This window comes from Desulfolutivibrio sp., assembly GCF_036584575.1.
Lineage (GTDB): Bacteria > Desulfobacterota > Desulfovibrionia > Desulfovibrionales > Desulfovibrionaceae > Desulfolutivibrio.
This window is the reverse complement of the sequence record NZ_JAZHDB010000170.1, coordinates 1-15,167: the sequence shown is the minus strand read 5'-3', so window position 1 is coordinate 15,167 and position 15,167 is coordinate 1. Positions and strand designations below refer to the sequence as shown.

Annotated in this window: 15 protein-coding genes and 1 pseudogene; 8 read left to right on the top strand and 8 right to left on the bottom strand. The window is 67.7% G+C overall.

Annotated elements, in window-relative coordinates; all coding sequences use genetic code 11:
* The 5 genes and pseudogenes from V3572_RS12515 to V3572_RS12495 form a co-directional block, all read right to left on the bottom strand.
* A pseudogene (locus V3572_RS12515) lies at positions 1–261 on the bottom strand (hypothetical protein); the annotation flags it as partial.
* Complete coding sequence (gene pta, locus V3572_RS12510) at positions 258–2,402, bottom strand: phosphate acetyltransferase (protein WP_332111342.1); 2,145 nt, start codon at positions 2,400–2,402, stop codon at positions 258–260. The pseudogene V3572_RS12515 and the gene pta, both read right to left, overlap by 4 nt.
* Positions 2,403–2,517: 115 nt before the next feature.
* Positions 2,518–3,153 (bottom strand): peroxiredoxin, encoded by a 636-nt coding sequence (locus tag V3572_RS12505; RefSeq protein ID WP_332111341.1) that lies wholly within the window; start codon positions 3,151–3,153, stop codon positions 2,518–2,520.
* Positions 3,154–3,200: 47 nt separating this feature from the next.
* On the bottom strand, positions 3,201–4,286 hold the full coding sequence (locus tag V3572_RS12500) for an HprK-related kinase B (protein ID WP_332111340.1): 1,086 nt from the start codon (positions 4,284–4,286) through the stop codon (positions 3,201–3,203).
* On the bottom strand, positions 4,283–5,167 hold the full coding sequence (locus V3572_RS12495) for a GAK system ATP-grasp enzyme (protein WP_332111339.1): 885 nt from the start codon (positions 5,165–5,167) through the stop codon (positions 4,283–4,285). Before V3572_RS12495 ends, V3572_RS12500 begins: the two co-directional genes overlap by 4 nt.
* Before the next feature lie 202 nt (positions 5,168–5,369).
* Between V3572_RS12495 and V3572_RS12490 the strand changes: the two genes are divergently transcribed.
* A complete protein-coding gene (locus tag V3572_RS12490; protein WP_332111338.1) occupies positions 5,370–5,747 on the top strand; it encodes a hypothetical protein in 378 nt (125 codons plus the stop codon).
* Between the two features lie 208 nt (positions 5,748–5,955).
* Here V3572_RS12490 and rnhA read toward each other — a convergent pair whose 3' ends face one another.
* The 3 genes from rnhA to V3572_RS12475 are packed head-to-tail and all read right to left on the bottom strand — an operon-like array spanning position 5,956 to position 7,648.
* Entirely contained in the window at positions 5,956–6,447 is a 492-nt protein-coding gene (gene rnhA / locus V3572_RS12485; protein WP_332111337.1) for a ribonuclease HI, read from the bottom strand.
* Complete coding sequence (locus tag V3572_RS12480) at positions 6,447–6,938, bottom strand: TPM domain-containing protein (RefSeq protein ID WP_332111336.1); 492 nt, start codon at positions 6,936–6,938, stop codon at positions 6,447–6,449. The genes rnhA and V3572_RS12480 overlap by 1 nt, the downstream gene beginning before the upstream one ends.
* Before the next feature lie 11 nt (positions 6,939–6,949).
* Positions 6,950–7,648, bottom strand: coding sequence for an ABC transporter ATP-binding protein (locus tag V3572_RS12475; protein WP_332111335.1), 699 nt, complete (start codon positions 7,646–7,648; stop codon positions 6,950–6,952).
* Positions 7,649–7,825: 177 nt separating this feature from the next.
* On the opposite strand from V3572_RS12475, the gene V3572_RS12470 reads away from it, so the two are divergent.
* The 7 genes from V3572_RS12470 to V3572_RS12440 all read left to right on the top strand — a co-directional run bounded on the left by V3572_RS12470 (position 7,826) and on the right by V3572_RS12440 (position 15,142).
* Entirely contained in the window at positions 7,826–8,440 is a 615-nt protein-coding gene (locus V3572_RS12470) for an arylesterase (RefSeq protein WP_332111334.1), read from the top strand.
* Between the two features lie 13 nt (positions 8,441–8,453).
* Positions 8,454–9,257 carry a type III pantothenate kinase gene (locus V3572_RS12465; protein ID WP_332111333.1) on the top strand — a complete coding sequence of 268 codons (804 nt, stop codon included), beginning with the start codon at positions 8,454–8,456 and terminating at the stop codon, positions 9,255–9,257.
* 120 nt (positions 9,258–9,377) lie between these two features.
* The gene (locus V3572_RS12460; protein ID WP_332111332.1) at positions 9,378–10,067 is read left to right on the top strand and encodes a CerR family C-terminal domain-containing protein; all 690 of its coding nucleotides are present in this window, start codon (positions 9,378–9,380) and stop codon (positions 10,065–10,067) included.
* Positions 10,064–11,140 carry a secretion protein HlyD gene (gene hlyD, locus V3572_RS12455; RefSeq protein ID WP_332111331.1) on the top strand — a complete coding sequence of 359 codons (1,077 nt, stop codon included), beginning with the start codon at positions 10,064–10,066 and terminating at the stop codon, positions 11,138–11,140. The genes V3572_RS12460 and hlyD overlap by 4 nt, the downstream gene beginning before the upstream one ends.
* Complete coding sequence (locus tag V3572_RS12450) at positions 11,137–12,891, top strand: ATP-binding cassette domain-containing protein (protein WP_332111330.1); 1,755 nt, start codon at positions 11,137–11,139, stop codon at positions 12,889–12,891. Before hlyD ends, V3572_RS12450 begins: the two co-directional genes overlap by 4 nt.
* A complete protein-coding gene (locus tag V3572_RS12445) occupies positions 12,888–14,033 on the top strand; it encodes an ABC transporter permease (RefSeq protein WP_332111329.1) in 1,146 nt (381 codons plus the stop codon). Before V3572_RS12450 ends, V3572_RS12445 begins: the two co-directional genes overlap by 4 nt.
* Positions 14,033–15,142: an ABC transporter permease gene (locus V3572_RS12440; protein WP_332111328.1), complete on the top strand. Its 1,110-nt coding sequence runs from the start codon at positions 14,033–14,035 to the stop codon at positions 15,140–15,142. Before V3572_RS12445 ends, V3572_RS12440 begins: the two co-directional genes overlap by 1 nt.
* Positions 15,143–15,167: the final 25 nt, after the last annotated feature.

Sequence of the window (15,167 nt, the reverse complement as noted above, 5' to 3'; positions counted from 1 at the left end):
GCCGGGCGGCCCGGCCACGGGGCCGCCCGGGCCGGTCAAAAGCGACAGGGCCAGATCCACGGCCGCGCCGTGGTCGGCAATGGGCTCCTCCACCGTGCGGCCCGCCTCCCGGGGCGTTCCGGGAAAGGCCGTATGCGTCAGGCGGCTTTGCGGCGACCCGATGCGCTCGGCCAGCCCCTGGGCCAGTTCGGCCTCCGTGGCCATGTCGAAGAGGCGGTACTTGAGGGAGGAACTGCCGCAGTTGAGCACCAAGACGTTCACGAGGCCTCCCTGGCCGTCCGGGAGGGGGCGTCGTCCGCCTCTCCGGCCTGGATGGCGGTGACGGCCGCCGTATACACGATGTCGCGCACGGTGCAGCCCCGGCTCAAATCGTTGACGGGCTTTTTGAGGCCCTGGAGCACCGGCCCCATGGCCGCCGCGCCCGTGGCCCGCTGCACGGCCTTGTAGGTGACGTTGCCCGTATCCAGGTCGGGAAAGATGAACACCGTGGCCTTTCCGGCCACCAGGCTGCCGGGCATCTTCTCCGCCGCCGTGACCGGGTCCACGGCCGCATCGTACTGGATGGGGCCTTCCACGGGGATGTCCGGCAGGCGCGCCCGGGCCAGGGCCACGGCCTGGCGCACCTTCTCCACGTCCGGCCCCTTGCCCGAGGCCCCGGTGGAATAGGACAGCATGGCCACCCGGGGCGGTATGCCGAACCGGGCGGCGGTGTCGGCCGAGGCCGCCGCGATCTCGGCCAGCCCCTCGGCCGTGGGATCGGGGTTGACGGCGCAGTCGCCGTAGACCAGCACCCGATCCGCCAGGCACATGAAAAAGACGCTGGAGACCATGGTGAATCCGGGTTTGGTGCGGATGAACTGCAAGGCCGGACGGATGGTGTCGGCGGTGGTGGTGGTGGCCCCGGAAACCATGCCGTCGGCCAGCCCTTTGTGGACCAGCATGGTCCCGAAATAGGTCTTGTCCAGCATAAGCTCCCGGGCGGCCTCCAGGGTCAGGCCCTTGCCCTGGCGCAGTTCAAAAAGGGTCGCGGCGAAGGCCTCACGATCCGGATGCGTGGCCGGATTCAGGAGCGTGGCCCCGGAAAGGTCCAGCCCCAGCGCGGCGGCCCGGCGGGTCATGTCCTCCACGTCGCCCAGGATGACCACCCTGGCGACGCCCCGGCTCATGACCTGATCGGCGGCCATGAGCACCCGGTCCTCGCCGCCCTCGGGAAAGACGATGGTCTTGCCCAGGGCCCGGGCCCGGGCGATGACCGACTGTTCGAAGACCAGTCCGGGCATGGCCGCATCCGTATCGGCCGCCGCCCGCTGCGCCAGCCCCCCGGCGTCGGCATGGGCCTCGAAATGTCCCAGGGCGGCCTGCACCCGCCCCTGCTGCCCGGGGTCCAGGCGCGACACCAGACCCTCAAGGCGATGCAGGGTGGGAGAGGTGGGCATGCCGGTTCGGATTACCGGGATGGGGATGTCCGCCCACCCCGAAAGGAGCCGGACGATGCTCGGGGCCACCTCCAGGCCGCCGGTCAGGGCCAGCCCGGCCGGATGCGGGAAGGCCCCGGAGGCCCTTGCGGCCAGGACGGCCAGGATGATGTCCGCCCGGTCGCCGGGGGTGACGACCAGACAGCCGGGCCGTACGTAATCGAGAAAATTTCCCACGCTCATGGCCGCCACCACGGTCTCCCCCACCTGCACGTCCAGGCGGTCGCCCCCCCACAGGACGTCCGCCCCCAGGCGGCGCGCCACCTCGGCCATGCTCGGCCGGGACAGGCGTTCGTCCTCGGGGATCGTCCAGACCGGGGGCGGCGGGTCCGGCAGTCCGGGCAGCCCGGCCAGGCAGCCCGCCAGAAGCCCGGCCGCCTGGGCGGAAGGTTCCGCCTCGACGCGGTTGACGGCCACGGCGGCCAGGGTCAACCCCTGTCGCAGGACCGTCGATGCGGCCATGCGCGCGGCGTCGACCGTCTGGGCGGTCGTTTTCCCACGCCCGGAAACCACCGCCACCACCATGGCCCCCAGGGCCTTGGCCATCTCCAGGTCCAGTTCGAAGGTCAGGCCCTCGCCCCCGGGCGAGGCCGACCCGGACTCGCAGACCACCACCTCATGCCCGGCGGCGAGGACGGCATGGGCGGCGGCCACGGCCTCGAAAAGCTCGTCGCGGCCGCCCGAGGCGACCAGGCCCGCGGCCTGCTCCGCGCTTTTGGCGAAGGCGCTGTCCGGGGTCTGGTCCAGGCCGAATTGTTCGAGGATGAGGCGGATGTCAGGGTCGGTCCCATCGGCGGCAGGCTCGGCCACGGGGCGCAGGAAGGCCACCTTGGCCGTACGGGAGGTCAGGGCCGAAACCAGCCCCAGACAGATCAGGGTCTTGCCGCACTGCGGCTCGGCGGACAGCACATACAGGGTCTTGGTCATGGCGCCTCCGCGCTTGTGCCGGACGGCGGCCTCCCGGAAAAACCGGGACGGCCGCCGCGCCTCTCTTCCGCCCCGGCGCGGGAAGCGCCTGAGCCGTCGGCAAAACAGACGAACCCTATTCGCCCAGGCTCTCGTACACCTTGCCCACCAGGGCCTCGGACGGGGTCAGGGTCTTTTTCCCGGGTTCCCACCTGGCCGGGCAGGCCTCGGCGGGATGTTCGCGCAGATAGACGTTGGCCTTGAGCTTGCGCAAAAGCTCGTCGGCATTGCGGCCCACATTATAATAGTTGACCTCCGAGGAAACCAGGATGCCCTCGGGACTGATCATGAAGGTTCCGCGCAGGGCCAAGCCCGTGTCCGGATCGTAGACCCCGAAATAGCGCGACAGTTCGCCCGTGGTGTCCGCCCCCATCTTGAACCGCACGTTTTCCAGAAGCTTTTCGCTGCCCCGCCAGGCCAGGTGGGCATATTCCGTGTCCGTGGACACGGAGATCACCTCGCAGCCCAGCTTCTCGAATTCTTCCTGCTTCGCGGCCAGATCGGCCAGCTCCGTGGGGCAGACGAAGGTGAAGTCCGCCGGATAAAAGAAAAGGATGGTCCATTTTTCGGCCTCGACCAGGCTCTCCAGGGAAATCTCCCCGAACGCGCCTTCCGTGGGATCGTAGACCTTCAAAAGGAAATCGTCGACCTCGGCGCCCAAAAAGACCTGTTCCAACTCCGTGCAGCACTCATCGTCGCAATGTTCGTGCATGTTTTCTCCTTGCCCATGGGGCATTACATGAAAATGATTTCCAATATTTATTTCCCCTGGCGCAGGAAAGCAAGGCAGGCGTCGGCCGCCGCCTCGAAATCCACGCCGCCAGATATCTCCAGTACCGGGCAATCCCCCAGAAGCTCAAGGTAGTCTTCGGGGGTGGGGGCGGCCCCGGCCTGTCCCGGACCGTCAGACTCGAAAAAAAGGCCAACATCCTTCATGAAGGCGGGCAACAGGTCGCGGCGCTGCCGCAGATCCACCCGGGCCGCACGCACGGGCTCTTCCGTGCGCCTCCAGGTCAGGATCACCAGGCCGGACATGGCGCTGTGCAGGCGGAAGCGCCCCGGGCCGTAGCAGTCGTCGATCATGGCGTCGTATTTGTGTTCCAGATCCCACAGTTCGGCCGCAGGCAGGGCCGAAAACCGGCGGCGATCCTCCTCGGACATGACCGGCCCCAGATGGTCGTCGAAAAGGACCGTGCCCGGATTGACCCGGGGCATCTTGGGGATGCCGAACATGGTCAGGGCCTCCCCGTCCCGGCGGACCATGATCCGGTCGTTACTCACAAAATCCGTGCCCCGGGCCATGATGCGCAGCGCCAGGGTGGATTTCCCGGCCCCGGAAAACCCGGACATGACCAGCCCCCGGCCCGCCTCGGCCACCCCGGCGGCATGAAACAGCAGGGCGCCCTGGCGGATCACCCGCTCGATGAAGCGGTTGTTGATGAAATTGACCACCTGGTTGTCGTTGTCCGCGCACGGCCCAAAGGTGTAGTTGCGGCCGCCTCCGAAGCAAAAGACCAATCCCGTCAGAAGCTTGCGCACCACCCGCCCGTCCGGATAGTCCACGTACTCTTCCTTGATCTTGGTCTTGCCGGGTTCGCGCTCCTTGGTGGCGTAGGGCAGATCGAAAACCGGAGGCGGGCATTCGATGGCCGTGACCTCGATGTCGGGAGGCGAATCGTCGCCGGGGAAATCCGCATAGTACCGGGCCAGCTTGTCGTAAAGGTCCTGGGAGTTGGTATGCACGCCGATGGCGGCCTGGCCGAAGCGCAGGGACAGGGACAACGTGGCGGGGTTGGCCGCAAGCAGGGGGGCGGCCTGGTCCGTAAATGAGCCGTTTATGGTCATGCGATCCTCTCCAGGACGTAATCGGCGTACAGCCCGGCGGCGTCCAGGCCGCAGGCGTCCAGCAGTCCGCGAAAGCCGCCGAAGGCCGACACCTCGTAAATCGCGGCCCCGTCCGGGGTCTCCACCACGTCCACGCAGGTGAAGGCCATGCCCGGAAAGAGGGCCTGGGCCTTTTCGGCCAGGGCCACGATCTCCGCGCCCGGCTCATAGGGCACGTACCTGCCGCCGGTGCGGGTGGTGGTGTCCCAGGAGTTGCCGTCGCCCTGGCGGGCGTAGGTGGCCAGATATTCCCCGCCCAGAAAGGAGACGCCCAGATCCAGATGTCCCCCGGCGTGGGAGACCATGCGCTGGATGTACATGACCCGGTTGCCCGCCGCCTGGAAGTCCTCGATCTCCTCCCGGGCGGCGTTTCCGGCCTCGATGACCGTCATGCCCCGGGCCTTGGAGGAATACAGCGGCTTGAACACGGCCCGGCCGTAGTTCTCCACGGCGGCCAGGGCCTCGTCCACGTCCTCGGTGATGGTGGTGGAGGGCATGGGGATGTCGCCCAGGCGCAGAGCCGTGGTGCAGCTTAAGCGGTCGATCAGGCGATACATGCTGTCCGGGTCGGAAAAAACCGGCGTTCCCATGGCCGAAACGAACCGCAGGATGTCCATGCGGTCCAGGGCGTCGGGGGAATAGGTCGGGGCGATCTTTTTGACGATGACCGCGTCAAGGGCCGTCATCTCCACCTCGGCGTGCCAGACCGTGCGGGTCGCCAGATCCAGGCGGGCCCGGGCCATGTCGATGAGCACGGGCGAAACCCCGCGCCGCGCCAGGGCGTCCACCAGTTGCAGCGTGGACCATCCCTTGGGAATGCCCACGACCCCCACTCGTTTCATGCTGCCTCCTTAAAAATACTCACGCATCTGCGCGGATAAAAGCGTTGTGAACCAGCCTAAGGCTCTCCGGAATGCCGACGGCGGGTACGTAGCACGAAAACGTGACGATGCGATGACGCGAAACAGGATGGTTGCCTTTCCCGGCGTGGGGGTCTATGGGAGAAAAAAAACAAGCCCCGCCAGGGCGCCCGGGAACAACATCATGAGCCCGAAAACGATGGTATTGACCAGCCTTCTCGTGCTCGGTCTGGCCGGATCGGTCCACACCGACGATCTCTCCGGGAATCTGCCCGGCGACGTTCCCGACAAAACAGCCATGACCGATCCCTTCGGGGACTGCTGCGTGGCCGACGTGGCCATGAAGACCTTCAACACCTGGACCGTCACCTGTGGCCCGTGCGCCAAAAATCCCGGAACCTACGTCATCAGCCAGCCCGACCCGGCCAAACCCGTCTTTCTGAGCGCCACCGGCGCCGCCGCCGACAGCCGCTACGACGCGGCCGCCGCCAGTTGCCTCTGTCCCTCCCTGGACGCCAGACGGGCCTGGGAAAAGTCCATGCGCACCTTCGACGGGAAGTAACCGCCACCCGGGGACAATCGTCCAGGCCTCCGGCCAGCCTCCGGGCCGCCCCCAAGGGGAGGCCGCACAACCCGCCGCCCCTATCCGTTCGCCCCCGCAACCCTCATTCGGGAGACAATCACCCACGCCTCCGGCCAGCCTCCGGGCCGCCCCCAAGGGGACGCCGCACAACCCGCCGCCTCCATCCGTACGCCCCTAAGGCCCGCCGTCATCCCGGATAGCCCTCATCCGGCAAAAGCCCCGGCTTTCCCGCCGCCGCCTTGGCCAACACGTCGCACCGCTCGTTCTCGGCGACGCCGGTATGGCCGCGCACCCAGTGGAAGCTCACCTGGCAGGTGGCCAGAAGCGGGATCAGCCGCTCCCACAAATCCTTGTTTTTCACGGGTTTTTTGTCCGCCGTCTTCCAGCCGTTTCGCCGCCAGCCCGCCAGCCAGCGCTTCTCGATGGCGTTTCGCACGTACTGGGAATCGGTAAAGAGGTCCGCCCGGCAGGGCCGGGTCAGGCTGGCCAGGGCCTCGATGACCGCCAGAAGCTCCATGCGGTTGTTGGTGGTCAGGCGACGGCCGCCGGACAGTTCCTTGCGGGCCTCGCCGAACATGAGCACCGCGCCGTAGCCGCCAGGGCCGGGGTTGCCGAAGCAGCAGCCGTCCGTATAAATGCGCACGCCGGCGCCGTCGCCCGGCGTTTCGATCTCCGTCATCAGTTTTCTCCCGTCCGGGGTTCGGACAGTTGCCGTTCTAAAAAAACCACAGCCGCGCACAGGGCCCGTGGCCACTGCCCGTCGGCAAACGCCGCCGCCAACATGTCGTTTTCCACAATTTTTACGAAATCCGGCCCCAGGGCCCGGGCCGCCAGGGGCGGCAGGACCACCCGGGCCGTCTTGTCTGCCGGGGACAGGCCGAAAAACACGGTCTTTTCATCCAGTTCCGGAACCGTAAGCCCCTCCGCCGCCACCCGGACCCGCAGTTCGAGCCCGAACCGCGTCCGCAGATCCTCGGCGGCCTGGCGCAAAAAGCGGCGGTCCTCATCGGAGAGGCCGCCCGTCTCGTCGGAAATGGTCTGCTGCGACTCAAGGCGCTGTGCGAGATGGGAGAAACGGGCCTCAAAGGCCCACAGCACCCCGGCGATGACCGCCAAAAGGGCCATGCCCCGCAGAAATCGCTCCAGGGGGGAACCTGCCCGGGACGACATCCGAAAAAAACTCATTGCGGGCCGCGCCCCGCCGGGGGTTCCGGCGCCCCGTCCGGAACCAGGCGTCCGTCGCGCACATGGGCCACGCGGCCGCACCGGGCCGCCAGGGCCGCGTCGTGGGTGATGAGCGCCAGGGTCACGCCATGGTCCCGGCCCAGGGAGAAAAGCAGATCCATGACCATGGCCCCGGTCTCCTCGTCCAGGTTGCCCGTGGGTTCGTCGGCCAACAAGATGGAGGGCGCCGGGGCGAAGGCCCGGGCCAGGGCCACCCGCTGCTGTTCGCCGCCGGAAAGCTGGGAAGGATAGTGGGAGGCCCGGGCCGAAAGCCCCACGGCCTCCAGGGCGGCCTTGGCCCGGGGCTCGGCGTCCTCCGCCCGGGCCAACTCCAGGGGCAGGGCCACGTTTTCCAGGGCGGTCATGGTGGGCACAAGATGGAAGGCCTGGAACACGATGCCCACGTTTTCCCGGCGAAACCGGGCCAGGGCGTCCTCGTCCATGTCCGTGAGGTCATGCCCGGCCACCATCACCCGGCCCGAGGACGGCTTCTCCAACCCGGCCATGAGCATCAAAAGCGTGGTCTTGCCCGCCCCGGACGGCCCCATGATGGCCACGGTCTCCCCGGGGGCGGCAGAAAAGGTGATCCCCCGCAGGATATTGACCAGCCCCGCCTGGCTCGGTAACGTGAGCCGCACATCCACGAGGGCGATCATATCCCCGGTGGCCGTCCCTGTTTTTTTCCCCGTAACGCTGGAAGACGCGACATGATCCATGCCCCAGCATACCAACTCCGCCGGAAAACTCAAACGCGCCCCGGGCCGCGCCGCCATGCGGCCCTTGCCGTGAATACGGCCCTTGTCCTGTGCATGATCCTCGCATCAGGAGCCGCCATGTCCGCCCATGCCGCACCGCAGATCCGTCTGGTGGCCCTCGGCGACAGCCTGACCGCCGGATTCGGCCTGGCCGCACACGAGGCCTTTCCCGTGGTCCTGCAAGGACTTTTGCAGGAAAAAGGCTATCCGGTGACCATCGTTAACGCCGGAATCTCGGGCGACACCACGGCCGGCGGCGTCTCCCGGGCGGCCCCGGCCCTGTCCGGCGCCCCGGACGGCATGATCCTCGAGCTTGGGGCCAACGACGGCCTGCGCGGCTTCGAACCCCCCTTCATCAAGGCCAATCTGGAGACGATCCTGGACGCGGCCGCCGCCAAAAACGTGCCGGTGCTCCTGTGCGGCATGCGGGCGCTTCTGGGCATGGGTCCGGACTACGGCGCGGAATTCGCGGCGGTCTACGCCGACCTGGCCCGGGACCGCAACCTGGCGTTTTATCCCTTTTTCCTGGAGGGCGTGGCCGCCGATCCGGCCAAAAACCTGCCCGACGGCCTGCATCCCACGGCGGCAGGGGTCCGGGAGATCGCCCAGCGCATGCTGCCCGTGGCCGAGGCCTTCGTGCAGGGCGTCATGGCCCGCAAAGGCCTGCCGCCGCCCTCGCCGAAAACCCCGTAACAAAGGTCGCGACATGCCAAACGGCCCTGTCTCCCTGCTTGTGGACGCGGGCAACACCAACATCAAAATCGGCGTGGCCGACGCGCACGGACTTTTTGCGTCCTATGTCCTGCCCACGGACAAGGCCGCCACCCCGGACAGCCTGGGCCTCTCCCTGTCTTCCGTGGTGACCCATGCCGGGATCGCGCCCACGGCCGTGGCCTCGGTGACGGTCTCAAGCGTGGTGCCGCCCGTGGACCCCATCCTGACCCAGGCCTGCGAACGCTATTTCAACGCCACCCCCCGTTTCGTACCCCGGGACGTGCCCGTGCCCTTGGAAAACCGCTACGCCAGGCCCCACGAGGTGGGCGCCGACCGGCTGGTCACGGCCTTCGCCGGGCGCATGGCCGCCGAGACCCCGGTGGTGGTCGTCGTGGATTTCGGCACGGCCACCACCTTCGACTGCGTCAAGGGCAACGCTTTTTTGGGCGGACTCATCTGCCCGGGGCTTTTTTCCAGCCTGCGGGCCCTGTCCCTGGACACGGCCAAGCTGCCGCACATCGCCCTGGACGCGGGCCACGGAGGCCTGTCCATCGGGCAAAGCACGGCGGAATGCTTAAGCCAGGGTTTCTTGCACGGATTCGCGGCCATGGTCGAGGGCGTGGGGGCGCTCTTGATCAAACACCTGGGCGAACCGGCCACCATCCTGGCCACGGGGGGATTCGCCGCCAAACTGGCCCCCCTTTGCCCCTGCTTCTCGCGCGTCCGCCCGGACCTGCTCCTGGACGGCCTTTTTCTCCTCTCCCGCCAGGACTGCGCCCCGGCCGCCGACGGCTGAATCCCCCCGGCTCCCGGCTCCCGGCTCCATCGGTCCCACCGGGCCGACCTGTGGCCGCGCCCTTGACTCATTCGTTCGAATGAATAAGGATGTCCTATCGACCACAAGGACGGCATGCCCATGACCAGACACCCCCGCCGCAACGTCGAATCCGGCGCCAGACAAAAGCTCATCGAGGCCGGAGTCCGGCTGTTCGGCCTGCACGGCTTCGAGGCCACCAGCACCCGGTCCCTGGCGGCGGAGGCCGGGGTGAACCTGGCGGCCATCCCCTATCACTTCGGCGGCAAGGAAGGGCTGTATCACGCCGTGGTCAGCCACATCGTGGACGCCCGAAACGCCGTGCTCGGGCCGTATTTCGAACGCATACGCTCCCTGTGCGCCGATCCCGCCGCCGACCGGGACACTCTTTTTTCCGCCCTGCGGGCCATGATCCGGGCCCTGGTCGCCGACACCCTGGGCGCCAGCGAGGGCCGCGACGCCAGCCAGATCATGATCCAGGAACAGATCTCGCCCACCCCGGCCTTCGACCTCCTCTACGAGGGCTTTTTCCGCTCGGCCCTGGACGCCTGGACCGGGCTTGTGGCCCGGCTGACCGGCCGGGACGCAGGCCATCCCGACACCCGCCTGCGGGCCCTGACCCTTCTGGGCCAGATCGTGATCTTTCGTGTCGGGGCCTTCACCGCCCTGCGCCATCTGGATTGTCCGCAGTTCACCCCGCAGGCCGTGGAACGCATCGCCGAAATCTGCATCGAACAGATCGAGGCCTGCCTTTCGCCGCCAGCCGGAATCCGCACCGAGGTGGCGTCATGACCGTCAAACGCATCCTGGCGCTCGTCCTGATCGCGGCGGCGACGGCCGGGGCGTGGTGGTTCTTCGGAGGCGACGCCCGCCGCCACCCCGAGCCCCTGCGCCTTTTCGGCAACGTGGACATCCGGGAGGCGGAACTGTCCTTCCGGGTGCCGGGAAAAATCGCCGAGGTGCGCGTGGACGAGGGCGACCCCGTGGCCGCCGGGGACATCGCCGCCGTGCTCGACGCAAGGCCCTACCGCGACGCCCTGGCCCAGGCCCGGGCCAAGCGCGACGCGGCGGCGGCGGACATGGCCAAGCACCATGCCGGATACCGCCGGGAGGACGTGGCCAAGGCCCGAGCCCAGGTGGCCCAGCTCGAGGCTCAGGTGGAAAACGCCGTGCGCGTGGCCCGCCGCCGCCAGACGCTCCTGCACAGCGGGGCCATCGCCGCCCAGGACAACGACGACGCGGTCGCCGCCCGCGATGCGCTCACGGCCCAGTTGCAAAGCGCCCAGAAAGAACTGGAGTTGCAGACGACGGGATTCCGCTCCGAGGACATCCTGGCCGCCGAGGCCCAGCTTCGGGCCGCCGAGGCCGCCGTGGACGCGGCCCTGACGGATCTGGCGGACACGGAGATCGTGGTTCCTTCCGACGGCACGGTGCTTTCCCGGGTGCGCGAGCCCGGGGCCGTGGCCGGGGCCGGGGCCACGGTTTTGACCATCGCCCTGAAAAAGCCGGTATGGGTGCGGGCCTACATCCCGGAACCGCTTCTTGGGCGGGTCTATCCGGGCATGCCCATGCGCGTTTTCACCGACAGCCGTCCCGACGCGCCGTATGCCGCCCGGGTGGGCTACGTCTCGCCCGTGGCCGAATTCACCCCCAAAAACGTGGAGACCCAGACCCTGCGTACGGATCTGGTCTACCGGGTGCGCATCATCGTGGACGCGCCCGACGAAGGCCTGCGCCAGGGCATGCCGGTCACAGTGGCGTCCGCGCCCGAGGCCATACAAACGACAGAAGGCGCGCCAAAATCCGCAAACCGGCCGACCGTCCCCGATCCGGCGTCCACGCCCGGCGGAAAGAGCGCCCCATGACCCCCCTGGCCCTGGCCGGAAACCTGCGTATGGACTTCGGCCAGTCCGAACGTCCGGCCCTGGCGGAGGTAAGCTGCGCCATCCTGCCCGGTCGGATCACCGGGATCGTGGGCCCCGACGGCGCGGGCAAGACCACCTTGGTGCGCCTTTTGGCCGGGCTTTTGGCCCCCACGGACGGCACGGTCGCGGTCTTTGGCCGCAACCCGGTCCGGGAGCCGGGCCACGTGCATGCCCGGCTGGGTTACATGCCCCAGAAGTTCGGGCTCTACGAAGACCTGACCGTGGCCGAGAACATGCGGCTGTACGCCGAGGTGCGCGGCCTGCCGGACGTCGAACGGCAGGCGGCCTTCGCCCGGCTTCTGCGCTTCACGGGCCTGGCCCCGTTCACCACGCGCTTGGCCGGACGCCTGTCCGGGGGCATGAAGCAGAAGCTGGGTCTGGCCTGCGCCATGATCCGCCGCCCGGAGCTTCTACTCCTGGACGAGCCCAGCGTGGGCGTGGACCCCATCTCCCGCCGGGAATTGTGGCGCATGGTGCGGGAGCTGGCCGACGACGGCATCGGCGTGGTGTGGAGCACGTCGTACCTGGATGAGGCCGAGGCCTGCGACACGGTGCTGCTTTTGTCCCAGGGGCGGGAACTCTTTTCCGGCCCCCCGGGGGAACTGACGCGACGGGTGGCCGACCGGGTGTTCCAACTGCGGGACATTGCGGGCAACCGCCGCTCGGTGCTGCGCCGGGCGCTTTCCTGTCCGGGGATCATGGACGGGGTGATCCAGGGCCGCTTCGTGCGGCTGCTTGCGGCCAAAGGCGCGTCCCTGCCCGACCCCGCCACGCTCAAGGCCGGTCCCCTGGCCCATTTTGTCCCCACAGCCCCGCGCTTCGAAGACGCCTTCATGGACATCCTGGGCGGCGGCCCCGGCGGGGACTCGGCCCTGTCCCGGGGCATGGCCCGCACGACCGCCACCGCGGCAAGCGCGGTGGAGGCCAAAAACCTGACCCGGACTTTCGGGGCCTTCACCGCCGCCGCGAACATCACCTTCGCCATCCGGCCCGGGGAGATCTTTGGCCTCTTGGGCCCCAACGGCGCGGGCAAATCCACCACCTTCAAGATGATGTGCGGCCTCCTGGCCCCCACCTCCGGCCAGGCCTTGGTGGAGGGCTTGAGCTTCGCCCGGGCCCGCGGCCAGGCCCGGGCCCGCATCGGCTACATGGCCCAGAAGTTCTCCCTCTACGGAACCCTGAGCGTGCGCCAGAACCTGGACTTTTTCTCCGGGGCCTACGGCCTGGCTGGGGAGCGCCGCAGCCGGGCCATCCAGGGCATGATCGACACCTTCGACCTGACGCCCTACCTCACCGCCTCGGCCGGGGATCTGCCGCTTGGGTTCAAGCAACGCCTGGCCCTGGCCTGCGCCGTGATGCACGAACCGGCCGTGCTGTTCCTGGACGAGCCCACCTCGGGCGTGGACCCGGTCACCCGGCGGGAATTCTGGACCCACATCAACGGCATGGTGGAAAAGGGCGTCACGGTCATGGTCACCACCCATTTCCTGGACGAGGCCGAATACTGTGACCGCATCGCCCTGGTCTTCCGGGGCCGGATCATCGCCATGGGCTCCCCCGACGACTTGAAAGACGGCGTGCGCAGCCCGGATGCGCCCGACCCGAGCCTGGAGGACGCCTTCGTGACCCTGGTGGAGAACGACGAGCGGTCAAACGCGACCGCCCCGGACGCCGGGGGCAAGGCGGCATGACAGCCCTGGCGGCGCGCCGGATGGCGGCGATCACCATCAAGGAATCGCTGCAGATCCTGCGCGATCCCTCCTCCATCCTCATCGGCTTCATCCTGCCCGTCTTTTTGACCCTGCTGTCGGGCTACTCCACCAACCTGGACCTCACCGACCTGTCCATCGGCCTGGCCCTGGAGGACGGCTCCCCCGAGGCCCGGTCCCTGGCCGCCGCGTTCACGGCCACGACCTCCTTTTCCGTCCATGCCGGGCGGGATCGCCGGGAATTCCTGGACGACATGGCCATGGGCCGCATCCGGGGGCTGGTGGTCATCCCCCAGACCTTCGGCCGGGATCTGTCCCGGATGGATGCGGCGGACGCAAAAAGCGCCGACGTGCCCTTCCAGGTCATCGCCGACGGCAGCGAACCCAACACGGCCACCTTCCTGCAAAACTACGCCCAGGGCGTCTGGCTGTCCTGGATGGAGATCCGCGCCGGGCAAAACGGGACGCCGTTTACCCAACTGGTGGAGGTCGTGCCGCGCACCTGGTTCAACCAGGAGCTTTTGAGCCTCAACAGCCTCCTGCCCGGCGGCATGGCCATCAACCTGACCCTGATCGGAGCCCTTTTGACCGCCCTGGTGGTGGCCCGGGAATGGGAGCGGGGCACCATGGAGGCCCTTTTGGCCACGCCCATCGGTCCCCTGGAGCTTTTGGCCGGGAAGCTCATCCCCTATTTCGTCCTGGGGCTTGCGGCGCTTTGCATCTGCCTGCTTTTGACCCTGGCGGTCTTTCACGTGCCCTATCGGGGCTCGGCCTTCGCCCTGGTGGCCGTGTCCTCGGTGTTTCTGATCTCGGCCCTGGCCCTGGGGCTTTTCATCTCCACGGCGGCCAAAAACCAGTTTGTGGCCTCCCAGATCGCCATTTTGTCCGCGTTTTTGCCTGCCTATTTCCTGTCGGGCTACGTGTTCGAACCCTCGGGCATGCCCTGGCCGGTTCGCCTCCTGACCCACGTCATCGCGGCCAAGTACTACGTCTCGTGCCTGAAGACCCTTTTTCTGGCGGGCGACGCCTGGCCGCTTCTGTGGCCCAACATCGGCGGCATGGCGGCCATCGCCGCCGTGCTCCTGGCCCTGACCCTGGCCAAGACCAGACGGAGGATCGCCTGATGATCGGAGGGGTGCGGGCCTTGGTCCGAAAAGAGCTTCTGGCCGTGCTTCGCGACAAGCAAAGCCGCATCGCGCTTTTCATGCCGCCCATCCTCATGCTGACCATCTTCGCCTTCGCGGCCACCCTTGAGGTCAAAAATGTGGATCTGGCCGTGCTGAACCTGGACGGCGGCCAGGCCTCGGCCGAACTGATCCAGCGTTTTTCCGGCGCGCCGTATTTTAAAAACGTCTTTTTCCTGCACGGCGTGCCCGAGATCGCCCCGGCCCTGGAAACCGAACAGGCCATGGCCGTTATGGTCTTCGATCAGACCTTCTCGCGCGACGTGGCGGCGGGCCGCCCGGCCAAGGTCGAGCTGCTCCTGGACGGCCGACGCAGCAATACCGCCCAGATCGTACAGGGCTACGCCAGCCGCATCGTGGAGACCTTCAATACCGAACTGGCCTACCGCCTGGGGATTCCTGGCCCCCCGGCCCGGCTTGTGGCCCGCAACTGGTACAACCCCAACCTGGAATACCTGTGGTACACGGTCCCCAACCTCATCGGGCTTTTGAGCATGGCCGTGGGACTTTTGGTCACCTCCCTGTCCGTGGCCCGGGAGCGGGAACTGGGCACCTACGACCAGCTTCTGGTCACGCCGCTCACCCCCGGCGCGATCCTGGCCGGAAAGACCGTTCCGGCCATGATCCTCGGGCTTGTCGAAGGCAGCCTGATCACGGTGGTGGCCATCGTCTTTTTCCGCATCCCCTTTGCGGGCTCGGTGGCGGCCCTGGGCCTGGGGCTTTTTTTATTCATGCTGTCCGTGGTGGGGTTCGGGCTTTTCATCTCGTCGCTGTGCAACACCCAGCAGCAGGCCATCCTGGGCACCTTCACCTTCATGATCCCGTCCACCCTGCTCTCGGGCTTCGCCACGCCCATCGAGACCATGCCCGCCTTCCTACAGATCGTGTCCCTGGCCAACCCCCTGCGCCATTTCCTGGTGGCCATCCGGGGCATCCTGCTCAAGGCCATGCCGTTTCCCATGGTCATGGAGACCATCTGGCCGCTTGTGCCCATCGCCGCCGTGACCCTGACCCTGGCCGGATGGTTTTTTCGGCGCGGCATCCGGTAGCCAGGGGGGAACCCTTTTTGAAAAA